Origin of the sequence: Zymomonas sp. (assembly GCF_020216885.1) — a bacterium.
Lineage (GTDB): Bacteria > Pseudomonadota > Alphaproteobacteria > Sphingomonadales > Sphingomonadaceae > Zymomonas.
Genome location: NZ_JAIWON010000171.1, coordinates 1 through 4,390 on the forward strand (window position 1 = coordinate 1; position 4,390 = coordinate 4,390).

5 protein-coding genes are annotated in these 4,390 nt (G+C 47.1%); 2 read left to right on the forward strand and 3 right to left on the reverse strand.

Annotated features, from left to right (window positions below; all coding sequences use genetic code 11):
* From LDL18_RS08720 to LDL18_RS08730, 3 genes are all read right to left on the reverse strand, one after another.
* On the reverse strand, nucleotides 1–432 hold a 432-nt coding region (locus LDL18_RS08720), incomplete at its 3' end, for a phosphoribosylanthranilate isomerase (RefSeq protein WP_296508799.1).
* 112 nt (nucleotides 433–544) lie between these two features.
* Nucleotides 545–1,255, reverse strand: coding sequence for an orotidine-5'-phosphate decarboxylase (gene pyrF, locus LDL18_RS08725; protein ID WP_014848690.1), 711 nt, complete (start codon nucleotides 1,253–1,255; stop codon nucleotides 545–547).
* Nucleotides 1,256–1,268: 13 nt separating this feature from the next.
* Complete coding sequence (locus LDL18_RS08730) at nucleotides 1,269–1,583, reverse strand: lipopolysaccharide assembly protein LapA domain-containing protein (RefSeq protein ID WP_011240491.1); 315 nt, start codon at nucleotides 1,581–1,583, stop codon at nucleotides 1,269–1,271.
* A gap of 89 nt (nucleotides 1,584–1,672) precedes the next feature.
* Here LDL18_RS08730 and radA point away from each other — a divergent pair, with 89 nt between their 5' ends.
* Entirely contained in the window at nucleotides 1,673–3,040 is a 1,368-nt protein-coding gene (gene radA / locus LDL18_RS08735; protein WP_296508802.1) for a DNA repair protein RadA, read from the forward strand.
* Nucleotides 3,040–3,768: a CvpA family protein gene (locus tag LDL18_RS08740; protein WP_296508804.1), complete on the forward strand. Its 729-nt coding sequence runs from the start codon at nucleotides 3,040–3,042 to the stop codon at nucleotides 3,766–3,768. Before radA ends, LDL18_RS08740 begins: the two co-directional genes overlap by 1 nt.
* The last annotated feature ends 622 nt before the right edge of the window (nucleotides 3,769–4,390 follow it).

Sequence of the window (4,390 nt, forward strand, 5' to 3'; positions counted from 1 at the left end):
CCTGCCCATACCGCCCGGCAATACGCCATCGGTACGTGCATCGTAAAGCAACCGATCGGCTAAACCGCGATAATGCGGTGCCTGTGCCAAATCTCGGCTGTTGGCAATAGAAAGCGCTTTCCATATTTTTACCTTAGGAAATGTCTCGCGGATGGAAGCTATCCGTTCAGCCGTTTCATGACCGTGTAGCTGAAAACCCGTCAGGCCGGAAGCCAAGGCTCGTTCCAGTAAATTATTATCGGGATCAACAAAAACGCCCATTTTCTGGACATGGTCGGGGATTTGCCGGATCAGCATAGCCGCTTTTTCCGGTGTTACCGATCGGGGGCTTTTTTCAAAAAAGACAAAGCCGATGTAGTCTGCGCCATATCTGACGGCAGTCGCGACTGTCTCTTCTGTGGATAAACCACATATTTTTGTACGAACCGACATTGTTATTACATCCGGAAAGAAACCCGTTGATCCCTTCAGATAAACTGAAAGTCCAGATACCTCTAAAGGATATTATCCATCGGGTCACAGTGTTTTTATGCTTCTCGGACGATTATTTCCGGCGCAATTGTCTGGCAATAGCCGAGGCTACCTCGGCAGGTTCATCTGCACGGGTAATCGGACGGCCAATAACTAAAATAGAAGCGCCCCGATCCAAAGCATCGGCCGGCGTGCAAACCCGTTTTTGGTCACCGACGACACTATCGGCAGGCCGGATTCCGGGAACAACAAAGAAGCCGTCACGCCATTCTTCATGCACCTGTTCGACTTCTTCACCAGAACAAACAATGCCATCGAGACCAGATCTACGCGCCAGACGCGCCAGTTTTTCAACCTGCGATTCCGGCGTTCCAGTCATGCCAATCACACCAAGATCGCTTTGATCGAGACTGGTCAGAATAGTGACACCCACCACTTTCGAGCCTTTATCTGCGGCCTTTTTGGCAGCGCGCATCATGGCTTCACCGCCTTCGGTATGAACCGTTAAAATAGCAGGCGGCGACTTGATCGCATGAAACAAAGCCTCAATCGCAGAAGCCACTGTATTCGGAATATCATGAAATTTGAGATCAAGAAAAATAGGCAGCCCTTGATCTGCAATTTTTTCAACCCCGTAATGGCCATGCGCCATAAAAAATTCCAGACCAAGCTTGATCCCTCCAACATGAGGGCGGAGGATCGTCGCCAGCTTTTCAGCCTTTTTCAGGTCTGGTGTATCGAGGGCAACAAAAACGGGATTGGATAAAAAGTCAGTATTGGGCACAGTGCATCAAACTCTATTGGCCAGTGAAAGCTGAGTCATTCTTCGTGAGTGACGGCGTCTCTACCGGCGGGTTTTCTGGCTGCATATCTGCAATCTGACGGTTGAGCTTGTCAATCCTTCTACGCCAATTCCAACGGGAAGCGCTATGATAAAGCAATGCCGGAACCAGCCCAATTAAAAAGACTATCAATAATAACAAAACGATATTGATATCAGCTTCCCATCCCGGCCACATCTGGAGCTTGACAGAAATGTTATAATTGCTGGCACAAAAAGTAAGAAAAATGGCGAAAAGAACCGCCGCGAACATTGTACGTAAAAATTGCATAGGGCTATTCTCTCTTATTGTTTTTCATCAGGCAAGATCAAATTAGAGGCGTTACTTGTCATATTTGCATTATGTTCGTATGAAAAAATATGGCCAAACAACAAAAACGGTATATCTGCCAATCCTGTGGCGCTGTTGCCACCAAATGGCAGGGGCAATGCGCCGATTGTGGTGCATGGAATAGTTTAGTTGAAGAAAAGATAGCGCCTAAAACGCCTTTTACGAATCGTCATAATCTCCGAACTGGTGGAAATATTGTCAGATTGGGCAATCTGGCAACGGAACAACCCTTACCGGAACGTATGGTAACGGGCATCGCCGAATTTGATCGGGTGCTGGGCGGCGGCTTTGTTTCTGGATCGGCTACTTTAATTGGGGGTGATCCCGGTATCGGTAAATCCACTTTGCTTCTTCAAGCCGGCGTTCGATTGGCTCTAGCTGGCAAAGAAGTTGTCTATATTTCTGGTGAGGAAGCGGTTGATCAAATCCGGCTACGCGCAAAAAGACTGGGTTTCGGGCAAGCGCCCGTCCAATTAGCGGCGGCCTCTTCGGTTCGCGATATTCTCGCCACCTTGGAACAGTTACCGCATATAGATTTCCTCATTATAGATTCTATTCAGACGATGTATTCAGATATGATCGAAGGCGCACCGGGAACCGTCAGTCAGGTGCGCGCTTCATCACAAGAATTGATTCGTTTCGCAAAAGAGGCGGGGGTCGCCTTAATTCTTGTGGGTCATGTCACCAAAGATGGTGCTATCGCAGGGCCCCGCGTGCTTGAACATATGGTTGATACGGTTCTCGCTTTTGAAGGGGAACGTAGCCATCAATACCGAATATTGCGCACCACAAAAAACCGTTTTGGCGGCACGGATGAAATCGGCGTTTTTTCTATGGCTGATCAGGGCTTATCCGAAGTTTCCAATCCTAGCAGTCTGTTCTTAACAGCAAGAGATGAAAATATGAGCGGAGCCATTGTCTTTCCAGCCATGGAAGGCACGCGCCCCGTTCTGGTTGAAATGCAGGCTTTGACCGTTCGGCTTTCTAGTGGTGCTACGCCTAGGCGTGCCGTTGTTGGGTGGGATTCTGGACGGTTGGCGATGATTCTGGCCGTGTTAGAAGCGCGTTGCGGGTTAAATTTTTCCTCGGCTGAAGTGTATTTGAATGTCGCAGGCGGGTATCGTGTAACCGATCCTGCCGCTGATCTTGCGGTTGCTGTTGCGCTTATTTCTGCTTTGGCAGAACGGCCTATTCCGTCTGAAACCGTGGCCTTCGGTGAAATCGCTTTATCTGGTGAAATTCGACCCGTTGCCCATAGTCGGTTGCGATTACGGGAATCCGCTAAGCTGGGATTCACCAAGGCTCTGATACCGAAAATGGTTGAAAATAAGGAGAATATTGCATTCTCTTCCTTTTCAACCCTTCGTCAATCTGTGGATTATTTACTAGGACGTTAATGACCAATTTTCATCCAGTCGATTTAGCCTTTCTGGCCTTACTGATTATTTGTGGTTTTACAGGTTTTTGGCGCGGTTTTATTGGCGCGGCACTTTCTCTTTTTGCTTGGGTGGCCGCGATTATCGCTGTCAGAATAGGACATGTCTCGGCTGCCAATATTGTCCATAATTGGCTGGGTGTAGGTCTTTTTGGGGCAAATTTAATCTCTTTCGTTCTACTCTTTGTGACAGTCTATTTTATTGGTCAATGGTTATCAGATAGTATCGGTGCCAAGGTAAGGCGTTCTTTTCTGGCCTTCCCTGATAGGGTGCTGGGTGCTGGCTTTGGCGCTATAAAGGGAGCCATTATTGCCGAATGTCTGTTCCTCGTTATTATTCTGATAAATGCCACTTTTTCGACCCATTATAAACATCGTGTCCCGTTATGGTTGGAATCGGCTGTTAGCTATCCGTGGCTACAAAATGGCAGCACGGCTATTCTCGATTATGCCGGTATTCCTGATCCAAGCTGGATTGGGCAGCATATTCGCGAAAATGGAAAAACTGAAAAAACAAGCTGGCCGATAGATAAAGTAACTTCTTATCGAAAAAAGATGATGTCCAAGCCTATTGAAGAGGCCTTTTTTTCTACTGATACCGATAATGACAGCAAGACATCCGATGATGCTACCCCCAGCTTACCCAAAAAGAAAAATCATCCTAAAAAGCCCGTCTTAAAAAATGAATAGGCTAAAACATCCCATTCTAACAGTTCTCGACTTCTCTCATCTTCCATTTTTAGGCAGTGTTTTTAAGGGGTTAGGTTATTTTAAAAAAGGGTATCATTTAAGATTTTCGGGGATAAATTGAGACCAAATTTTTGTAAGGCAGACTAGATGCGAGTAGATCTGACCGACAATAATATAGGGTCGTCTTCCACGTGAACGAGGCCGCTGCGCGTCCAGCAAAAAGTAATCGGTTATTTTTCAATGGTATGCTTTAATTTCCTCTAACAGGTTGCGCATGGCAAGACATGCATAACGCTATGGAAAATGGAATTCGGTCTATGTTCGGTCTCGTAGATGGGCGGAACGAGGTGTCTGGGATGCTCTTCTTGAAACCCTCGTTGACCTTGGCCTTATGGATGACTGGCGACATAGGGTGGTAGATAGCACGATCCTTCGCGCCCACAGCCAGGCAGCTGACGCAAAAGGAAACACAAAAGTAAGGCTTTGATCGAAGCCTCGGAGGCTTTACGAGCAAAATCTACGCTCGTTCCGATGGTCAAGGTCGCCCTTTAGCTTTCATACTAACCGGCGGTGAAGTCTCTGATTATTCTGATGCTGATAGCTTGATAGATATTCCTGTCAC

Bases quoted from the DNA above. Each gene is read 5' to 3' on its own strand.
- LDL18_RS08730 (WP_011240491.1), bottom strand. From the start codon at position 1,583: ATGCAATTTTTACGTACAATGTTCGCGGCGGTTCTTTTCGCCATTTTT.
- radA (WP_296508802.1), top strand. From the start codon at position 1,673: ATGGCCAAACAACAAAAACGGTATATCTGCCAATCCTGTGGCGCTGTT.
- LDL18_RS08740 (WP_296508804.1), top strand. From the start codon at position 3,040: ATGACCAATTTTCATCCAGTCGATTTAGCCTTTCTGGCCTTACTGATT.